The sequence below is a fragment of the Falsirhodobacter sp. 20TX0035 genome (assembly GCF_028307215.1).
Classification (GTDB): domain Bacteria; phylum Pseudomonadota; class Alphaproteobacteria; order Rhodobacterales; family Rhodobacteraceae; genus Falsirhodobacter.
Map to the genome: position 1 here is coordinate 403,998 of NZ_JAQMHV010000001.1, position 17,483 is coordinate 421,480.

A 17,483-nucleotide genomic window follows, 5' to 3' on the forward strand; every position below is an offset into this window, starting at 1 on the left:
GCTAGGCAGGTGGGATGTCCGACATTGATGCGACCCTCCGCCGGCTGCGGTGGCCGATCCGGCTGACCCTGGCGGGCCTTTGGGCCGAGCGGCTTTCACGGTCCTTCTGGCCGCTGTGGACGATTGCCCTCATCACCTTCGCCACCTTGGCCTTCGGCGTGCAGGACCGCCTGCCGCTGGAGGTGGTCTGGGGCTGGATGGTCGTCATCGTGGTGGGCGGGCTTGCGCTGCTGGTCCGCGGCCTGCGCCGTTTCCGCATCCCCCGCCGGGCCGAGGCGGTGGCCCGTCTGGACGCCTCCCTTCCCGGCCAGCCCATCGCCTCGCTGACCGACACGCAGGCCGTCGGCAGCACCGACCCCGCCTCCGCCGCCGTGTGGGAAGCGCATCGCCGCCGCATGGCCCAACGGGCCGAGGGCGCGCGCCCTGTGGCCCCGAACCCCGACTTGGCCCGCCGCGATCCCTTCGCGCTGCGCTACGTCGCGCTGACGGCGCTGGTCGTGGCGCTGCTGTTCGGATCGGTCTGGCGGGTGGCCACCGTGGCGGGGCTTCCGGGCGGTTCGGTGGCGGCCACGGGGCCGATGTGGGAAGGCTGGATCCAGCCCCCCGCCCATACCGGCAAGCCCGCCCTGTATCTGAACGACCTGAACGGACCAATCACCGTGCCGGTGGGCAGCCGCGTCCTTTTGCGCCTTTACGGGGGGGTGGGCGATCTGACCGTGGCGGAAACCGTCTCGGCCCGCACGGAAGCCGCCACGGCGTCGGCCCCGCAGCAGGAGTTCGAGATCCGGCAGTCCGGAGTCCTGACCGTTTCCGGCGACGGTGGGCGCGAATGGCCCGTTACGGCCACCCCCGACACGCCCCCCACGGTGTCCGGCACCGGCGATCTGACGCGCGAGGCCGACGGCAAGATGCGCCTGCCCTTCCAGGCCGCCGACGATTACGGTGTCACCGGCGGACAGGCCGAGATCGCGCTGGACCTGCCCGCCATCGAGCGCCGCTATGGGCTGGCGGCCGAGCCGGAGCCGCGCGATCCCATCCGCATCGACCTTCCCCTGCCCGTCACCGGCCAGCGGACGGAATTCTCCGACGTGCTGGTGCAGGACCTGTCGCAGCATCCCTTCGCAAATCTTCCCGTCACCATCCGGCTGAGTGCGACCGACGCCGCAGGCCAGACGGGAACGGCGGAGCCAGTCCACACGACCCTGCCCGGCAAGCGCTTCTTCGACCCGCTGGCGGCAGCGCTGGTGGAGATGCGGCGCGATCTTCTGTGGTCGCGCGGCAACGCCCCCCGTGTGGACCAGGTGCTGCGCGCCATCACCCACCGGCCTGAGGGCCTTTTCCGCAACGACCGCGTCTTCCTGCGCCTGCGGGCCGTGATGCGCGACCTTGCGGCCGCGGGCACGGACCTGTCGGTGGAAATGCGGGACCGGATCGCGGAGGAGCTTTGGGCCATCGCCCTTCTGATCGAGGAGGGTGACGCGAATTCCGCCCGCGAACGGATGCAGCGCGCGCAGGACCGGCTGAGCCAGGCGATGCGCGACGGCGCCGACCCGGCCGAGATCGAGAGCCTGATGCAGGAGCTGCGCGAGGCGACTGACGACTACATCCGCGAACTGGCCGAGAACGCCCGGCGCAACCCCGACCAGCAGCAGGCGCAGGGCGAAGGCCAAGAACTGACCGGCGACCAGTTGCAGCAGATGATGGACCAGATCCAGTCGCTGATGCAGCAGGGCCGCATGGCCGAGGCGCAGGCCCTGATGGACCAGCTGCGCCAGATGATGGACAACCTTCAGGTGACCGAGGGCGAAGGGGGCCAAGGCTCCGGCCCGCCGTCGATGCGCCAGTTGCAGGACACGCTGCGCGACCAGCAGGACCTGTCGGACGAAGGCTTCCAGGGGTTGCAGGAAGGTCAGCCCGACGTTCAGGGTCTGGCGGATCGTCAGCGGGAGTTGCGCGAACGCCTAGGGCAGCTGGGCGAGCTTCCGGGAGAGGGCACGGAACCGGGGCAGGAAGGCCAGCGGCAGATCGATCGCGCCGGCCGCGCGATGGAGGAAGCCGAACGCGCCCTGCGCGACGGTGACATGTCCGGCGCGCTGGACCGTCAGGCCGAAGCGATGGAGGCCCTGCGCGACGGGATGCGCCAGATGAACGAGGCGCTGGCCCGGGAACAGGGCGAACCGCAGGGGGGCGACCCCTCCGACCAGCAGGGCCGGAACGAAGGCGAGGGCCGCGATCCGCTGGGCCGCCCGCCGGGGGATTCGGCGCGGATCGGGTCGGACCGCAACCTCCTGAACGGCGAGGATCAGGCCCGCCAGCGCGCCGAGGAACTTCTGGGCGAGATCCGCCGCCGCGCGGGCGAACAGCAGCGCCCCGCCGAGGAGCGCGACTACCTGCGCCGGCTTCTGGATTTCTTCTAGCGCACCTGCCGCAGCCAGTCATGGACCTGCAGGCGCAGGGCGTCCACGTGATCGGCATAGCGGTCCAGCGGCACCGCGAGCGCAGGCACCTCCCGCTCCAGCCTCGGGGCGGTGACGTAAAGCGCGGCCAGCAAGCCCAGCGGGACGATCGCCAGAAGAACCCCTGTCAGGAACCCGCGGCGCCGGCGCGCCGGTGCCGGGGCCGTCGGCGGAGGCACGCCGTCGCGGCGACGCTGCGCCGTCTCGCGCTCGGCCTCCTCGCGCAGGAAGGCGCGGAAATCCGCAGGCGCGGGCGGCGGCTGCACCGGCCGCGCAAGGGGACGGACAAGCTCAAGGGGCTTGGCCGCCGGGGGCCGGTCCTGGAACCAGCGGTGGCCGCAGGCGGAACAGGTCACCTCGCGCCCGGCCCCGGGAATGGCGTCCGCCCCCACCTCGTATTGTGCGCCGCATCCCGGACAGCCAAGCCGCATCGTTTTTCCCTTCGCTTTCGGGTGTTGTAGCAATGACGGGAATGCTATCCAAGGCCGGAGCCGTCGCATCGCAACAGGGGAACAGGGTGATCGCCTTCGACAATGTCGCCTACAGCTACGGAGGGGCGGAACTGCTGTCCGGCGTCACGCTGGCCCTGCAGCCCGGGTCCTTCCATTTCCTGACCGGACCTTCGGGGGCGGGGAAATCCACCTTCCTGAAGCTGTGCCATGGGGAACTGCTGGCGACGCAAGGCACCGTCACGCTGTTCGACCGCGACATCCGCGGCGTGAACCGCGACGGGCTGGCACGGATGCGCCGCCGCGTGGGCATGGTGGAGCAGGACTGCCGCTTCCTCGACCATCTGCCCGTGGCCACCAACGTGACCCTGCCGCTGAGCGTGACAGGCCGCGAGGCCGATCCGCAGGACCTGTCGGACCTGCTGCACTGGGTGGGCCTGACGCGCCACGCGGGCGCCCTGCCCCCGCAGCTGTCGGGCGGCGAACGCCAGCGGGCGGCGCTGGCCCGCGCCATCATCATGTCTCCTGACCTTCTGCTGGCGGACGAACCCACGGGCAACCTCGACTGGGACATGTCCCTGCGCCTTCTGACCCTGCTGGTGGAGCTGAACCGCATGGGCAAGACCATCCTGATCGCCACCCATGACCTGCACCTGATCCGGGCCGCCAAGACGCAGGTCAACGCGCGCGTGCTGCGCATCCGGGCCGGACGTCTGGAACTGGCGGGGGCGGACCTGTGATATCCCTCGGTTCCGTCCTGCGCGACCTGACCCGCCCCGATCCTGGCGCCGAGCGGCTGGTGCCCCCCACGGGCACGGGCGCGTGGCTGACCATCTTCAGCGCCGGCGTGATGGCCTTTCTGGCCGTCTTCGCGCTGGCCCTGTCGCTGGCCGCGGGGCGGCTGGCCGACCGCTGGTCGGACGCGCTGGCCCGCACCTCCACCATCCGCATCTCGGCCGAGGCGGCGCAGGTGCAGGCCCAGGTCGACGCCGTGATGGCGGTCCTGCAATCGACCCCCGGCATCGCCGACGCCCGCCCCCTGTCGGACGAGGAGGAGCGCGCCCTGCTGGCCCCCTGGTTCGGCGCCGACCTGCCGCTGGACACCCTGCCCATCCCCAAGCTGGTGGAGATCACGGAAGGGGGCGACGGCTACGACCCCGAAGGCCTGCGCCAGCGCCTTGCGGCCGAGGCGCCGGGCGCCACCTTGGACGACCACGCCCGCTGGCGGCAGCCCCTTGCGGCGGCGGCCAGCCGCTTGCGCCTGCTGGGCTGGGGGTCGCTGATCCTGATCCTTGCCACCACGGGGGCGGTCATCACGCTGGCGGCGAACGCCTCGCTGGCGGCGAACGCGCCGGTGCTGCGGGTGCTGCGCCAGATCGGGGCGCAGGACGGCTATATCGCCCGGGCCTTCGTGCGGCGCTTCACGCTGCGCACGCTGGGCGGATCGGCCACGGGCGTGCTGGTGGCGCTGGTGGCGATCTGGCTCACCCCCTCGGCGCAGGCGGCGGAAGGGTTCCTGACCGGCCTCGGGTTCACAGGGGCGGGCTGGCTGCTGCCCTGGCTGCTGCCGCCCCTGTGCGGGGCCGTGGCCTTTGCCGCCACCCGCGCGGCCGCCTTCCGCAAGCTGGCAGAGATGCCATGATCCGCTCCCTCCTCTTCGCGGTGCAGATGTATGTGGCGATGGGGGTGCTGGGGCTGATCTTCCTGCCGGCGGCGCTGGTGTCGCGCGATGGCGCCCTGCGCGCCTGCAAGCTGTGGTGCCGCTGGGTGCGCTGGACCGCGCGCTGGATGATCGGCCTGCGGACCGAGGTGCGGGGCGCCCCGCCCGAAGGCCCTGTGCTGGTGGCGGCCAAGCACCAGTCGTTCCTAGACGTGATCCTGATCTTCGCGGCCCTGCCCCGGCCCCGCTTCATCCTGAAGGCGCAGCTGCTGCGCCTGCCCGTCTTCGGCTGGTATGTCCGCCGTCTGGGCTGCATCCCGGTGGAACCCGGCCGGAAGGGCGAAGGCACCGCCCGCATGGTCGGGGCCGTGGGCCGCAATCCCGGCGGCCAGATCGTCATCTACCCGCAGGGCACCCGCGTGCCGGTGGGCCGGACGGTGCCCTACCGCCAAGGCGTGGCCGCGCTTTACGCCCATCTGGACCAGCCCTGCGTGCCCGTCGCCACCAATGCCGGTCGGTTCTGGCCTCTGGGCCTGCGCCGCCATCCCGGCCTCACGGTGGTGGAGTTTCTGGACCCCATCCCCCCCGGCCTTCCCCCCGAATCCTTCCTCGCCGAGCTTCAGGCCCGGATCGAAGCCTCCTCCTCCGCCCTTCTGGACGCCGACCATGACCCCCATCGCCACGCTTGACGACCTTCACGCCCTCTACGGCCGACCGGGCGAGGCCGCCCGCACCAAGGTGACGGATCACCTGACGCCGGCCTACGCGGCCTTCATCCAGCGCAGCCGCTTCTGCGTGCTGACCACCGTGGGGCCCGAAGGAACGGATGGCAGCCCGCGCGGCGACGATGGCCCGGTGGTGCGGATCCTGGACGAACGGACGATGGCGATGCCGGACTGGAAGGGCAACGACCGCATTGATTCGCTGCGCAACATCGTGCGGGACGGGCGGTGCAGCCTGATGTTTCTGGTGCACGGGTCCAACAACGCGATGCGGGTGAACGCGACGGCGAAGCTGACGGCGGATGACGCCCTGCGCGCCAGCTTCGCGCGGGGCGAGTTGCTGCCCCGCAGCGTCATCCTGTTCCGGGTAGGGGAAGTCTACAGCCAATGCGCGCGGGCGCTGCTGCGGTCGGGCCTGTGGTCGCGCGGCCCGGACGCCGAAGGCCTGCCCACCGTGGGCGACATGCTGCGCGAGGTGACGGGCGGAACCTTCGACGGCCAGACCTATGACCGCGAATGGGCGGCCCGCGCCGCCCGCACCATGTGGTAGTCCTCAGGCGGCGAGGCTTTTGCTGCCCATGTTCAGGAACTTCTGGCGGCGGTCCTTGACCAGCGTCTTGGCGTCCTGACCGGCCAGTTCCTTCAGCATGGTGGCGATGGCCTTGCCCACGGCGTCGATCGTCTCGGCCCGTCCGCGCTGCGCGCCGCCCAGCGGTTCCTGGATGATGCGGTCGATCACGCCCAGCTTCTGCAGGTCCTGCGCGGTCAGGCGCAGGGCGTCGGCGGCCTCGCGCATCTTCTCGGCGTCCTTCCACAGGATCGACGCGCACCCTTCGGGAGAGATCACGGAATACACCGAATGTTCCAGCATCGCGACGCGGTTGCCGGCGGCGAAGGCCACGGCCCCGCCCGATCCGCCCTCGCCGATCACGGTGGCCAGCACCGGCACCCCGATTTCCAGGCATTTCATGGTCGACCGGGCGATGGCCTCGGACTGGCCACGCTCTTCCGCGCCCTTGCCGGGATAGGCGCCGGGCGTGTCGATCAGGGTGATGACCGGCAGGCCGAAGCGGTCGGCCATGTCCATCAGGCGGATCGCCTTGCGATACCCTTCGGGGCGCGCCATGCCGAAGTTCCGTTCGATCCGGGACTTGGTGTCGTGGCCCTTTTCATGCCCGATCACCACCACCGGCTGGTCGTGGAAGCGCGCGATCCCGCCCATGACGGCGTGGTCGTCGGCAAAGTTCCGGTCGCCCGCCAGCGGGGTGTATTCGGTGAACAGCGCCTCGATATAATCCTTGCAATGCGGCCGTTCGGGGTGACGCGCCACCTGCGTCTTCTGCCAGGCGGTCAGCCCCTTGTAGAGGTCGCGCAGCATCGTTTCGGCCTTGCGGTCCAGCGCGACGGCCTCTTTCTCCACATCCATCGTGTCGTTCTGGCGGGCCATGGCACGAAGTTCCTCGGCCTTGCCCTCGATCTCGGAAAGCGGCTTTTCGAATTCCAGATACTGCATTGCATGGGTCCCTGATGGATGTTGCGGGTTATATGCCCGTGTCGCACGGCTGATGCAACCGCGGCGCCGGAAACGACAACGCCCTAGGGTTTCCCCCAGGGCGTGCCATCCTCCCCTTTATGCCGCCAAAGCCTCCCCGCATCGGCGGCCGGGTATCTGTGCGGCCAATCAAACGATCAGCCATAACGAGAGAGTGACCGCGATTCAGGCAGTCTGTCAACAAAAGTTTACAAAGAAGGGTAACGCAGCGGGCAACTTACCTGGCCATACAACCTTGCGCAGTTTTGAATATGGATCGGACAATATCCCGCTTATGTGCTTATCTATCGAAGAATCTTCCGCTTCATTGTCCGCACTTCGCGGATTTTGAAATCCGATTTCCGCAACGTCATCCTAGTCTGGCCGAAACCCGCAAAGGATTCGCCCCGATGATCGAGACTCCCTACCTGCTGTTCCTGGGCGATGCGCCCGACGCCCTTGCCGCCAAGGTCGCGCAGGGAATCAAGGACTGGCGCCCGGAATACGCCAAGGGCCAGTTCCGCATGGACGGCTGCAAGGCCGACATGGGCCTGACCGACATGACGATCGACGAGGCGGTGGCCGCCGGCGTCAAGACGCTGGTGATCGGTGTGGCCAACCGCGGCGGCGTCATCAGCGCCTCGTGGAAGAAGGTGCTGGTGGAGGCTCTGGAAAAGGGCCTCGACATCGCATCGGGCCTGCACAACCTTTTGCGGGACGAGGCGGATCTGGTCGCCGCGGCATCGGCCAACGGCCGCCAGCTGCATGACGTGCGCGTGCCGTCGGTGCAGTATCCCATCGCCAACGGCAAGAAGCGGACCGGCAAGCGGATGCTGGCCGTGGGCACCGATTGTTCGATCGGGAAGATGTACACCGCGCTGTGCGTGGAAAAGGAAATGCGCGCCCGCGGCATGAAGGCTGATTTCCGCGCCACGGGCCAGACCGGGATCCTGATCACCGGGAACGGCGTGCCGCTCGACGCGGTGATCGCGGACTTCATGGCGGGGTCCGTCGAATACCTGACGCCGGACAACGACGCCGATCACTGGGACCTGATCGAAGGGCAAGGCTCGCTCTTCCACGTGTCCTATTCGGGGGTGACGCTGGCCTTGGTGCATGGCGGGCAGCCCGACGCGCTGGTGGTGTGCCACGAACCCACGCGCGACCATATGCGCGGCCTGCCGGACTACAAGCTGCCCAGCCTTGAGGCCGTGCGCGACATGGCGCTGGCGCTTGCCAAGGTGGCAAACCCCGATTGCAAGGTCGTGGGCTATTCGATCAACACCCAGCACATGAGAGAGGCCGACGCGAAGGCCTACCTTTCGAAGGTCGAAGCCGATCTGGGCCTGCCCGCCACCGACCCCTTCCGCTTTGGCGCGGGCAAGCTGGTGGACGCGCTGGACGCGATCTGAAACCCTTGCGCGGACGTCCCGGCCCTTCCGGTCGGGACGTCCGCCCCCGTGCGGGCCGCCTTGGCCCGAACAAGATCCCGCGGCCTGTCCCAAGGCCCTCAGCACCCTCGGGGCCCCCGCCCCTTTTCCAAAGGAGGTCGGCATGATCGACGTTCTGGCCGAGACCTTCAAGCTGGCGCAGGTCTTCACCATCAGCCGCGGTTCGCGCACCGAAACGCGCGTCATCACCGTCAGGATCACGCGCGGTGGCATCACCGGCTGGGGCGAATGCCTGCCCTATGCCCGCTATGACGAAACGCTGGACAGCGTGGCCGACCAGATCGCCACCGTGCCGGAAAACGTGACGCGGGCGCAGTTGCAGGGCCTGTTGCCCGCCGGCGCCGCCCGCAACGCCGTCGATTGCGCCCTGTGGGATTTGGAGGCCAAGGCCACGGGCAAGCGCGTCTGGGAACTGGCCGGCCTGCCCGCCCCTCGGCCGGAGATCACGGCCTACACCCTGTCGCTCGACACGCCCGAGAACATGCGGGCGGCGGCGGCAAAGAACGCGCACCGTCCGCTCCTGAAGATCAAGCTGGGCACCCCTGACGACATGCCCCGGCTTGAGGCCGTTCGTGCGGGCGCGCCGAAGACGAAGATCATCGTGGACGCGAACGAGGGCTGGACGGCGGAGGTCTATTCCGACCTTGCCCCCCACCTTCTGCGTCTGGGCGTGGCGATGGTCGAACAGCCGCTCCCCGCCTCCGCCGACGACATGCTGGCCGAGATTGCCCGCCCCCTGCCCGTCTGCGCCGACGAATCCTGCCACGACCGCGCCAGCCTGCCCCACCTCAAGGGCAAGTACGACGTGATCAACATCAAGCTGGACAAGACCGGCGGGTTGACCGAGGCGTTGGAACTGAAGCGTGCGGCGCTGGCCGAAGGCTACGGCCTGATGGTCGGCTGCATGGTCGGCACCAGCCTTGCCATGGCCCCGGCGCTGCTGGTGGCCCAAGGTGCGCAGTTCACCGATCTTGACGGCCCCCTGCTTCTGGCCGAAGACCGCGAACACCCGCTGCGCTTCGACGAGGCCGGCGTACACCCGTCCGAAGCCACTCTCTGGGGATAAACCATGACACGCACCGTCTATGTGAACGGCGACTACCTGCCGGAAACCGAAGCCACGGTTTCCATCTTCGACCGCGGCTTCCTGATGGGCGACGCGGTGTACGAGGTGACGAGCGTCCTCGGCGGCAAGCTTCTGGATTATGCGGGCCATGAGGCGCGCCTGGCCCGTTCGCTGTCCGAACTGGAGATGACGAACCCGGTGTCGGCGGAGGATCTGCTGGAAGTGCACCGCCAGCTGGTGATCCGCAACGGGATCGAAAACGGGCTGATCTACCTCCAGATCTCGCGCGGGAACGCCGGGGACCGCTCCTTCGTCTTCCCCGACGCGTCCGTGCCCGGCACGGTCGTGCTGTTCACCCAGTCTGTGCCGGATCTGGAAACGACCCCCGCCTCGCAGAAGGGCATCAAGGTCATCTCGTTCGATGACCTGCGCTGGGGCCGCCGCGACATCAAGACCGTGCAGCTTCTGTGGCCGTCCATGGCCAAGATGGCCGCAAAGAAGGCCGGCTGCGAGGACGCGTTCTTCGTCAAGGACGGCATGGTGACGGAAGGCTCGTCGTCGAACGCCTACATCGTGAAGGGCAACCGCATCATCACGCGGCCCCTGTCCAACGACATCCTGCACGGCATCACCCGCGCCACGCTGCTGAAATACGCGGCCGAGACACAGTACGAGATCGAGGAGCGCGCCTTCACCATCGAGGAAGCGCAGAACGCGGACGAGGCCTTCGTCACCGGCGCCTCGACCTTCATCACGCCGGTGGTGGAAGTGGACGGCAAGGCCGTGGGCACCGGCGCGCCCGGCCCCGTCGCCCAGCGCCTGCGCGAGCTTTACATCGCCGAAGGCAAGAAGGCCGCCATCTAACGGCCCGCGGTCGGCCGTGGCGCGCTTTCGCGCAGCCACAGGTCGGCCACATCCTCGCGCGTGCGTTCCATGCGCGGGGCCTCACGCTCCAGCCGGGGGCCGTCGGACGGCATCTCGGCCATTGCGGGGCCACCCAGGCCCAGGCAGATCACGGCGGCCAGAAATCGCATCATCTCGGATCCCTCCGCTTCGATGATCCGAAACTGGCGCCGCCTGCCCTTCACGTCAAAACGCCGTTGCGTGATCGGCGACATCCGCCACCGCCCGTTCCAGGATCGGGGCCAGACGGTCCGCCCAGCGCGCCTGATCCGCCTCGGTCCGGATCAGGTCGTTGCGCAACTCGATCAGCGTGTTGTGGCGACCGGCCTGCAGGGCGTGGCGGTCGATGGCGTCGCCCGGAAGATGCCCGTCATAGGGTTCGTTGTCGCCGACGCACAGGTCCGGTTCCGCCCGCAGGCGATCGATCAGGGCACGGGACAGGCGGCTGTCCAGATGCGAATGCAGCACCCCCACCTGCCAGGGCCGCGGCGGCCGCCCCTTCAGGCAGGGGGTGAAGCTGTGCATCGCCACAATCACCGTGTCGTCCCGCCGCGCCGCCAGCCGCGCCAGCGCGGCGTGATAGGGACGGTGAAGGGTATCCAGCCGCCGCTCCACCTCGGCCGCGTCGACGTGGCGGTTCGCGGGGATGATGGTGCCGTCGTAAAGCCGCATCACCAGCGTCGGATCGTCCTCCCCCCTATTCGGGTCGATCACGAGGCGCGAGAAGTCGGACAGGATCGCCGTGGCGCCCAGACGGTCCGCCAGCGCGACCGACAGCCCCGCCGCCCCGACGTCAAAGGCGATGTGGCGTTCCATGTCGGCCGGCGCCACGCCCAGATCGCCGCCGTTCACATCGGGCGGCACGCGGTTCGTCGCGTGGTCGCAGGTGATCAGGATTCGGGCATCCCGGGATTCGCCATGGATGGTGAAGGGGGTCACGGCCACTCCTTGTCGCATTTCCTTGCACTTCGGCCTATATGGCCCGGGGACGCGACAGATGCCAGCCGACGGATGTTGTGCGCTAACACGAATGCGGGCACAACGTTCGTCGAGGAATGGGAGAATTGAATGAGACGCCTTCGCAACGTCAAGATCGTGGCCACCCTGGGCCCTGCCTCCAGCAGCTACGAGGTGATCCGCGCCCTGTTCGAGGCCGGAGCCGACGTGTTCCGCCTGAACATGAGCCATGGCACCCATGACGACATCCGCGCCCGGCACGAGATCATCCGCCGGATCGAGACGGACACCGGCCGCCCCATCGGCATCCTGGCCGACCTCCAGGGGCCGAAACTGCGCGTGGGCGTGTTCGCCAACGGGGCCGAGGAACTGGCCGTCGGCACGCCGTTCCGCATGGACCTGTCGGACGTGCCGGGCGACGCCGTCCGCGTGAACCTGCCCCACCCCGAGATTTTCGCGGCGCTGGAGCCGGGAACCTCGCTTCTGGTGAACGACGGCAAGATCCGCCTGCGCGTGCGCGACTGCGGTCCCGATTTCGCCGATTGCGTGGTGGAGGTCGGGGGCACCATCTCCAACCGCAAGGGCGTGAACGTGCCGGACGTGGTGCTGCCGGTGGCGGCCCTGTCCGACAAGGACCGCCGCGATCTGGAGTTCGTGTGCGAACTGGGCTGCGACTGGCTGGCCCTGTCGTTCGTGCAGCGCCCCGAGGACGTGATCGAGGCGCGCGAACTGGCAAAGGGCCGCGCCGCCATCCTGTCCAAGATCGAGAAGCCGGCGGCGGTCAACGCCTATGACGCCATCCTTGAGGTGTCCGACGGCATCATGGTCGCGCGCGGCGATCTGGGCGTGGAACTGCCCGTGCACGCCGTGCCGCCGATCCAGAAGCGTCTGGTGCGCGGCGCCCGCGCGGCGGCCAAGCCGGTGATCGTGGCCACGCAGATGCTGGAATCCATGATCGATTCGCCCATCCCCACCCGGGCCGAGGTGTCGGACGTGTCCGGCGCGATCTACGAGGGCGCGGACGCGGTGATGCTGTCGGCCGAATCGGCCGCCGGCAGCTATCCGATCGAGGCGGTGACGACGATGAACAACGTCGCCATCTCGGTTGAAAGCGACCGCACCTACCGAGAGGTGATCGAGGCCAGCCGCCGCGCGAAACGCTCGACCGTGGCGGACGCCATCGTCGCAGCCTCGCGCGAGATCGCGGAAAGCACGCCGATCAAGGCGATCTGCTGCTTCAGCCAGACCGGCACCACCGTGTCGCTGGTGGCGCGCGAACGCCCCCGCGTGCCGATCATGGCCCTGACGCCCCTGATGTCCACCGCGCGCCGCATGACGCTGACCTGGGGCACGCACAGCGCGATCACCGACGTGCAGCACCGCTTCAAGGGCGCGGTCCTCGCCGCCGCCAAGGCCGCGCGCGACGACGGCTTCGCGACGATCGACGAATCCATCGTCGTCATGGCCGGCGTGCCCTTCAACCGCGCGGGCACCACGAACATCCTGCGCGTGGCCCCCTGCGACGAGCGCCTGATCGTCAGCGCCGAAAGCGAATGAGGCTTGCGGGGGCGGCGTTTTCCACCTATACGCCGCCCCCTGATACCCGTGCGCCCGGCCGACGTGGCATTGCCGTGGCGCACGTTCACAACTCGCAAGAGGAGATGAAAATGCCCAAGATGAAGACCAAATCGGCCGCGAAGAAGCGTTTCAGCTTCACGGCTTCCGGCAAGGTGAAGGCTGGCCCCGCCGGCAAGCGCCACGGCATGATCAAACGCTCGACGAAATTCATCCGCGACGTCACGGGAACGATGATCCTGTGCGCCTCGGACGAGAAGATCGTCAAGAAATACATGCCCTACAACCGGTAAGGAGAGCGTAGATGTCCCGCGTCAAATCCGGCGTTGTCACGCACGCCCGTCACCGTAAAGTCATCAAGGCGGCCAAAGGCTACTACGCCGCCCGTTCGACGAACTTCCGCACCGCGACCCAGGCCGTCGACAAGGCCAACCAGTACGCGACCCGCGACCGCAAGACCCGCAAGCGCACCTTCCGCGCCCTGTGGATCCAGCGCATCAACGCGGCCGTCCGTCTGTTCGACGCCGAGATGACCTATTCGCGCTTCATCAACGGTCTGGCCCTGGCCGGGATCGAAGTGGACCGCAAGGTTCTGGCGGATCTCGCCGTGCGCGAGCCCGAGGCGTTCAACGCCATCGCGGCCCAGGCGAAAAAAGCGCTCGTCTGATCTTCGACAAACCCCGCTTCGGCGGGGTTTTTCATTGCCTGCCTTGCCACCAAGCGCCCCTACGGCTAATCCAAGGCCGGACCAAGGAGGCCGGCATGGACGGGATCGACACGCTTCGCGACACATACCTCAACCGCATCAAGGATGCCGGGGATGAGGCTGCGGTGGAGGAGCTTCGCCTTGCCGCCCTTGGCAAGAAGGGCGAGATCAGCCTGAAGATGCGCGAGCTGGGCAAGATGACGCCCGAGGAGCGGCAGACCACCGGCGCCGCCCTGAACATCCTGAAGGACGAGATCGACGCCGCCTTGCGCGCGCGCAAGGCCGGTCTGGCCGATGTCGCGCTGGAACAGCGCCTCGCCTCCGAATGGCTGGACGTGACGCTGCCTGGCCGCCCGCGCCGCACCGGCACCATCCACCCCGTCAGCCAGGTCATGGACGAACTGACCGCGATTTTCGCCGACATGGGCTTTTCCGTGGCCGAAGGTCCGCAGGTCGAATCCGACTGGTACAACTTCGACGCCCTGAACATCCCGCCCGAGCATCCCGCCCGGCAGGAGCATGACACCTTCTTCATGCACCGCGCCGAAGGGGATGCCCGCCCGCCCCACGTGCTGCGCACCCACACCTCCCCCGTGCAGATCCGCGCGCTGGAAGCGAACGGCGCGCCCATCCGCGTGATCGCGCCGGGCCGCGTCTACCGCATGGACATGGACCAGACCCACACGCCGATGTTCCACCAAGTCGAAGGCCTCGCCATCGACCGCAACATCTCCATGGCGAACCTGAAATGGGTGCTGGAGGAGTTCTGCCGCGCCTTCTTCGAGGTGCCTTCGGTCGAATTGCGTTTCCGCGCCTCGCACTTCCCCTTCACCGAACCCTCGGCCGAGGTCGACATCCGCTGTTCGTGGAAGGACGGCCAGCTGAAGATCGGTGAGGGGGACAGCTGGATGGAAATCCTCGGCTCCGGCATGGTGCATCCGAAGGTGCTGCAGGCGGCGGGCGTGGACCCGACCGAGTGGCAGGGCTTCGCCTTTGGCATGGGGATCGACCGGATCGCCATGCTGAAATACGGCATCCCCGACCTGCGCGCCTTCTTCGAATCCGACCTGCGCTGGCTGCGCCATTACGGCTTTGCCGCGCTTGACATGCCGGATCTGGCGGGCGGGTTGAGCCGGTAATGCTTTGGACGCTTGGAGCGATTGGCGGGCTAAGCATCTCGGCGATCTCGTTTGTCGCCGGCCGAGTCTTCAGTCAATCTGAAGCCATTTTAGCAGACAAACGCCGAGTTTATGAGAAGTTTCTCGTAAGTTGCCCAGTTCCCAACGACGTCTACCTGCTCGAAGATGATCCAGAACGCCTAAAGCGAATGAAGAACTTCCAAGACGCTTATCAGACAATGCTGCTCTATGCCGCTCCAAGTGTAGTCATAGCGGTCAGCATCTATCTTGAGAAGTTCGCCGCCGCTGATGCTGCCATCTCGCCTAACACTGCTCCGCTGCACACGTCCTTCAAATCTGCATCGGTGGCCCACAACGATGTCATCCTAGAGATGAGACGTGATGGACTAGCTTGGTCAGCCTTCGGACACCGCGGAAAGACACGTTTACCTGTAGATGCTCTTGAGCAGGCTAAAAGGAAAATACAATGAGATTCACCCTATCCTGGCTCAAGACCCATCTCGACACGCAGGCGAGCCTTGACGACATCGCCTATGCCCTCACCGATCTGGGGCTGGAGGTGGAAGGCATCACCGACCCCGCGTCGAAGCTCCAAACCTTCACGCTGGCCAAGGTCCTGCACGCCGAACAGCATCCCGATGCGGACCGCCTGCGTGTCTGCCGTGTCCTGACGGACGAGGGCGAAAAGCAGATCGTCTGCGGCGCCCCGAACGCGCGTGAAGGCATCACGGTTGTCCTTTGCAAGCCCGGCGACTATGTCCCCGGCATCGACATCACGCTGGGCGTGGGCAAGATCCGCGGCGTCGAATCCCACGGCATGATGGCGTCCGAGCGGGAGCTGGAGCTGTCGGAAGAGCATGACGGCATCATCGAACTGCCCACGGGCGAGGTCGGAGAGCGGTTCGTCGACTGGCTGGCCGCGCACCGTCCGGGCACGGTCGATCCGATGATCCACATCAAGATCACGCCGAACCGCCCCGACGCCTTGGGCGTCCGCGGCATCGCGCGCGACCTGGCGGCCCGCGGCCTTGGCACGCTGAAGCCTCTGACGGTCGAACCCGTGCCGGGTGCCTTCCCCAACCCGATCGCGCTGCGTCTGGAAACGCCGGCCTGCCCGCTCTTTGCCGGTCGGGTGATCCGCGGCGTGACGAACGGCCCCTCCCCCGCTTGGCTGCAACAGCGGCTGAAGGCGATCGGGCTGCGGCCGATCTCGGCGCTCGTGGACATCACGAACCTTTTCACCTTCGACCTGAACCGCCCGCTGCACGTCTTTGACGCGGCCAAGGTGCGGGGCGATCTGGTGGTGCGCGAGGCGCGGGAGGGCGAGGAACTGCTGGCGCTGGACGGCAAGACCTATGCCCTGCGTCCCGGCATGGTGGTGATCGCCGACGATAACGGCGTCGAATCCCTTGGCGGCATCATGGGCGGCGAGGTGTCGGGCTGCGACGACGCGACCACCGACGTTTATCTGGAAGCCGCCTATTTCGACCCGATCACCACGGCCACCACGGGCCGCGCGCTGAAGATCAATTCGGACGCGCGCTATCGCTTTGAACGCGGCATCGACCCCGCCTTCACGGTGGACGGGATGGAGCTGGCCACGCGCCTGATCCTTGACCTGTGCGGGGGGGAGGCGTCGGAGGTGCAGGTCGCGGGAAGCGTGCCCGACACCGCCCGCGCCTACCGTCTGGACACTGACCGCGTCGTGTCGCTGGTGGGCATGGACATCCCGGCCGACCAGCAGCGCGCCACGCTCGAAGCCCTCGGCTTCCGGCTGGACGGCGACATGGCGCACGTCCCCTCCTGGCGCCCCGATGTTCTGGGAGAGGCGGATCTGGTCGAGGAGATCGCCCGCGTCGCCTCGCTGACCAAGCTGGAGGGCAAGCCCCTGCCCCGCACCGCGCCGGGCGTGCCGCTGCCGATCCTGACCCCGCTGCAACAGCGCGAAAAGATGGCGCGGCGGACGCTGGCCTCGCTCGGCTACAACGAATGCGTGACCTACAGCTTCATCAATGCCGGCGATGCGGCGCTGTTCGGAGGGGGTGCGGACGCGGTGCGGGTGGAAAACCCCATCAGCTCCGAGATGACGCATCTGCGGCCGGACCTGCTGCCGGGCCTGCTGCGCGCCGCAGCCCGCAATCAGGCGCGCGGCTTCACGGATCTGGCACTGTTCGAGGTCGGGCCCGCCTTCACCGGCGGCGAACCGGGCGAACAGGTGCTGCACGCCACCGGCCTTCTGGTCGGTGCCTCGGCCGCGCGCGATCCCTTCGCCTCGCGCCGCCCGGTGGACGTGTTCGACGCCAAGGCGGATGCCGAGGCGGTGCTGGCTGCCCTTGGCGCGCCCGCCAAGGTGCAGATCACCCGCAAGGTGGGCAGCTGGTGGCATCCCGGCCGTTCGGGTGTGATCGGCCTTGGCCCCAATGCCCTTGCCACGTTCGGAGAGGTGCATCCCCGCATCCTGCAGGCCATGGACGTCAAGGGGCCGGCGCTGGCCTTCACGATCCATGTGGCCGCCATCCCGCAGCCCAAGGTGAAGACGCCCACGCGTCCCGCGCTGAAGCTGTCGGACCTGCAGGCGGTGGACCGCGACTTCGCCTTCGTGGTGGACGCCCGGACCGAGGCGCTGACGCTGGTGAACGCCGCCGCCGGGGCCGACAAGGCCCTGATCGACAGCGTGCGCGTGTTCGACCAGTTCACCGGCGACAAGGCCGAGGCGCAGATGGGGCCGGGCAAGAAGTCCATCGCCCTGACCGTGCGCCTGCAACCGACCGAGAAGACGCTGACCGACAAGGACATCGAAGCGGTCAGCGCCAGGATCATCGAAAAGGTGACAAAGGCCACGGGCGCGACCCTGCGCGCCTGAGGCCT

Annotated in this window: 18 protein-coding genes; 14 read left to right on the forward strand and 4 right to left on the reverse strand. The window is 68.1% G+C overall.

All coding sequences use genetic code 11. From position 1 onward, the window contains the following. The first annotated feature begins 14 nt into the window (after positions 1-14). Positions 15-2,417: a DUF4175 domain-containing protein gene (locus PIJ50_RS02140; RefSeq protein ID WP_271972276.1), complete on the forward strand. Its 2,403-nt coding sequence runs from the start codon at positions 15-17 to the stop codon at positions 2,415-2,417. Here the strand turns inward: PIJ50_RS02140 and PIJ50_RS02145 are convergent. Continuing rightward, positions 2,414-2,887, reverse strand: a complete 474-nt coding sequence (locus PIJ50_RS02145) for a zinc-ribbon domain-containing protein (protein ID WP_271972277.1) — start codon at positions 2,885-2,887, stop codon at positions 2,414-2,416. The two genes, PIJ50_RS02140 and PIJ50_RS02145, sit on opposite strands and share 4 nt — an antisense overlap. Before the next feature lie 86 nt (positions 2,888-2,973). On the opposite strand from PIJ50_RS02145, the gene PIJ50_RS02150 reads away from it, so the two are divergent. From PIJ50_RS02150 to PIJ50_RS02165, 4 genes are read left to right on the forward strand one after another with little or no spacing between them, the layout of a single operon-like run. Then, positions 2,974-3,645, forward strand: a complete 672-nt coding sequence (locus PIJ50_RS02150; protein WP_271972278.1) for a cell division ATP-binding protein FtsE — start codon at positions 2,974-2,976, stop codon at positions 3,643-3,645. Continuing rightward, on the forward strand, positions 3,645-4,547 hold the full coding sequence (locus PIJ50_RS02155) for a cell division protein FtsX (RefSeq protein WP_271972931.1): 903 nt from the start codon (positions 3,645-3,647) through the stop codon (positions 4,545-4,547). Before PIJ50_RS02150 ends, PIJ50_RS02155 begins: the two co-directional genes overlap by 1 nt. Beyond that, positions 4,544-5,254, forward strand: a complete 711-nt coding sequence (locus PIJ50_RS02160) for a lysophospholipid acyltransferase family protein (RefSeq protein ID WP_271972280.1) — start codon at positions 4,544-4,546, stop codon at positions 5,252-5,254. Before PIJ50_RS02155 ends, PIJ50_RS02160 begins: the two co-directional genes overlap by 4 nt. Continuing rightward, positions 5,232-5,837: a pyridoxamine 5'-phosphate oxidase family protein gene (locus PIJ50_RS02165; RefSeq protein ID WP_271972282.1), complete on the forward strand. Its 606-nt coding sequence runs from the start codon at positions 5,232-5,234 to the stop codon at positions 5,835-5,837. Before PIJ50_RS02160 ends, PIJ50_RS02165 begins: the two co-directional genes overlap by 23 nt. 3 nt (positions 5,838-5,840) lie before the next feature. Here the strand turns inward: PIJ50_RS02165 and PIJ50_RS02170 are convergent, their stop codons facing one another. Next, the gene (locus PIJ50_RS02170; protein ID WP_271972284.1) at positions 5,841-6,800 is read right to left on the reverse strand and encodes an acetyl-CoA carboxylase carboxyltransferase subunit alpha; all 960 of its coding nucleotides are present in this window, start codon (positions 6,798-6,800) and stop codon (positions 5,841-5,843) included. Between the two features lie 428 nt (positions 6,801-7,228). Here PIJ50_RS02170 and dgcN point away from each other — a divergent pair, with 428 nt between their 5' ends. From dgcN to PIJ50_RS02185, 3 genes are all read left to right on the forward strand, one after another. After that, positions 7,229-8,230, forward strand: a complete 1,002-nt coding sequence (gene dgcN / locus PIJ50_RS02175) for an N-acetyltransferase DgcN (protein WP_271972286.1) — start codon at positions 7,229-7,231, stop codon at positions 8,228-8,230. 142 nt (positions 8,231-8,372) lie between these two features. Beyond that, positions 8,373-9,335 carry an N-acetyl-D-Glu racemase DgcA gene (gene dgcA, locus PIJ50_RS02180; RefSeq protein ID WP_271972288.1) on the forward strand — a complete coding sequence of 321 codons (963 nt, stop codon included), beginning with the start codon at positions 8,373-8,375 and terminating at the stop codon, positions 9,333-9,335. Between the two features lie 3 nt (positions 9,336-9,338). Continuing rightward, complete coding sequence (locus PIJ50_RS02185; RefSeq protein WP_271972290.1) at positions 9,339-10,199, forward strand: D-amino-acid transaminase; 861 nt, start codon at positions 9,339-9,341, stop codon at positions 10,197-10,199. On the opposite strand, the gene PIJ50_RS02190 is transcribed toward PIJ50_RS02185, so the two are convergent. Together PIJ50_RS02190 and PIJ50_RS02195 are read right to left on the reverse strand one after the other, a co-directional pair. Then, complete coding sequence (locus PIJ50_RS02190) at positions 10,196-10,372, reverse strand: hypothetical protein (RefSeq protein WP_271972292.1); 177 nt, start codon at positions 10,370-10,372, stop codon at positions 10,196-10,198. The two genes, PIJ50_RS02185 and PIJ50_RS02190, sit on opposite strands and share 4 nt — an antisense overlap. Positions 10,373-10,424: 52 nt before the next feature. Beyond that, entirely contained in the window at positions 10,425-11,177 is a 753-nt protein-coding gene (locus PIJ50_RS02195) for an N-formylglutamate amidohydrolase (protein WP_271972294.1), read from the reverse strand. A gap of 129 nt (positions 11,178-11,306) precedes the next feature. On the opposite strand from PIJ50_RS02195, the gene pyk reads away from it, so the two are divergent. The 6 genes from pyk to pheT all read left to right on the forward strand — a co-directional run bounded on the left by pyk (position 11,307) and on the right by pheT (position 17,478). After that, positions 11,307-12,752, forward strand: a complete 1,446-nt coding sequence (pyk, locus tag PIJ50_RS02200) for a pyruvate kinase (protein ID WP_271972296.1) — start codon at positions 11,307-11,309, stop codon at positions 12,750-12,752. A gap of 110 nt (positions 12,753-12,862) precedes the next feature. Then, a complete protein-coding gene (gene rpmI, locus PIJ50_RS02205; protein WP_045387658.1) occupies positions 12,863-13,063 on the forward strand; it encodes a 50S ribosomal protein L35 in 201 nt (66 codons plus the stop codon). Positions 13,064-13,074: 11 nt separating this feature from the next. Further along, a complete protein-coding gene (rplT, locus tag PIJ50_RS02210) occupies positions 13,075-13,437 on the forward strand; it encodes a 50S ribosomal protein L20 (protein WP_271972300.1) in 363 nt (120 codons plus the stop codon). 95 nt (positions 13,438-13,532) lie between these two features. Then, positions 13,533-14,615 carry a phenylalanine--tRNA ligase subunit alpha gene (gene pheS / locus PIJ50_RS02215; protein ID WP_271972302.1) on the forward strand — a complete coding sequence of 361 codons (1,083 nt, stop codon included), beginning with the start codon at positions 13,533-13,535 and terminating at the stop codon, positions 14,613-14,615. Next, positions 14,615-15,085 (forward strand): hypothetical protein, encoded by a 471-nt coding sequence (locus PIJ50_RS02220; protein ID WP_271972305.1) that lies wholly within the window; start codon positions 14,615-14,617, stop codon positions 15,083-15,085. Before pheS ends, PIJ50_RS02220 begins: the two co-directional genes overlap by 1 nt. Then, on the forward strand, positions 15,082-17,478 hold the full coding sequence (pheT, locus tag PIJ50_RS02225) for a phenylalanine--tRNA ligase subunit beta (protein WP_271972307.1): 2,397 nt from the start codon (positions 15,082-15,084) through the stop codon (positions 17,476-17,478). The genes PIJ50_RS02220 and pheT overlap by 4 nt, the downstream gene beginning before the upstream one ends. The last annotated feature ends 5 nt before the right edge of the window (positions 17,479-17,483 follow it).

Coding starts and splice junctions, on each gene's coding strand:
- PIJ50_RS02140 (WP_271972276.1), top strand. CDS start 15: ATGTCCGACATTGATGCGACCCTCCGCCGGCTGCGGTGGCCGATCCGG.
- PIJ50_RS02145 (WP_271972277.1), bottom strand. CDS start 2,887: ATGCGGCTTGGCTGTCCGGGATGCGGCGCACAATACGAGGTGGGGGCG.
- PIJ50_RS02160 (WP_271972280.1), top strand. CDS start 4,544: ATGATCCGCTCCCTCCTCTTCGCGGTGCAGATGTATGTGGCGATGGGG.
- PIJ50_RS02165 (WP_271972282.1), top strand. CDS start 5,232: ATGACCCCCATCGCCACGCTTGACGACCTTCACGCCCTCTACGGCCGA.
- PIJ50_RS02170 (WP_271972284.1), bottom strand. CDS start 6,800: ATGCAGTATCTGGAATTCGAAAAGCCGCTTTCCGAGATCGAGGGCAAG.
- dgcN (WP_271972286.1), top strand. CDS start 7,229: ATGATCGAGACTCCCTACCTGCTGTTCCTGGGCGATGCGCCCGACGCC.
- dgcA (WP_271972288.1), top strand. CDS start 8,373: ATGATCGACGTTCTGGCCGAGACCTTCAAGCTGGCGCAGGTCTTCACC.
- PIJ50_RS02185 (WP_271972290.1), top strand. CDS start 9,339: ATGACACGCACCGTCTATGTGAACGGCGACTACCTGCCGGAAACCGAA.
- PIJ50_RS02190 (WP_271972292.1), bottom strand. CDS start 10,372: ATGATGCGATTTCTGGCCGCCGTGATCTGCCTGGGCCTGGGTGGCCCC.
- pyk (WP_271972296.1), top strand. CDS start 11,307: ATGAGACGCCTTCGCAACGTCAAGATCGTGGCCACCCTGGGCCCTGCC.
- rpmI (WP_045387658.1), top strand. CDS start 12,863: ATGCCCAAGATGAAGACCAAATCGGCCGCGAAGAAGCGTTTCAGCTTC.
- rplT (WP_271972300.1), top strand. CDS start 13,075: ATGTCCCGCGTCAAATCCGGCGTTGTCACGCACGCCCGTCACCGTAAA.
- pheS (WP_271972302.1), top strand. CDS start 13,533: ATGGACGGGATCGACACGCTTCGCGACACATACCTCAACCGCATCAAG.
- PIJ50_RS02220 (WP_271972305.1), top strand. CDS start 14,615: ATGCTTTGGACGCTTGGAGCGATTGGCGGGCTAAGCATCTCGGCGATC.
- pheT (WP_271972307.1), top strand. CDS start 15,082: ATGAGATTCACCCTATCCTGGCTCAAGACCCATCTCGACACGCAGGCG.